A 326-nucleotide genomic window follows, 5' to 3' on the forward strand; every position below is an offset into this window, starting at 1 on the left:
CAGCCAACCTCGCCAACGTCAAAGGCAATCGCCTGCTCATGCAGGGCGACCGCCACTACGACTACGACGCTTACGGCAACCTGATCCGAGAGCGTCGCGGCACCGGCCAGAAGCTCGTCACCGAGTACCGCTACGACTGCCAGCACCGCCTGATCGGCGTCAGCCTGCCGGGTGGCAGCACCGCATCCTATAAATACGACGCCTTCGGCCGCCGCATCGAGAAAACCGTCGACGGCCACACCACTGAATTCCTCTGGCAAGGCGAACGCCTCATCGCCGAAAGCGCAGAAAATCGTTATCGCAGCTACATCTACGAACCGGGCAGT

1 pseudogene is annotated in these 326 nt (G+C 61.7%); it reads left to right on the top strand.

The features are described from left to right. Positions 1–326, top strand: a pseudogene (locus tag OK411_RS27015) (RHS repeat domain-containing protein); the annotation flags it as partial.

Origin of the sequence: Pseudomonas sp. RG1 (assembly GCF_025910115.1) — a bacterium.
Classification (GTDB): domain Bacteria; phylum Pseudomonadota; class Gammaproteobacteria; order Pseudomonadales; family Pseudomonadaceae; genus Aquipseudomonas; species Aquipseudomonas atacamensis.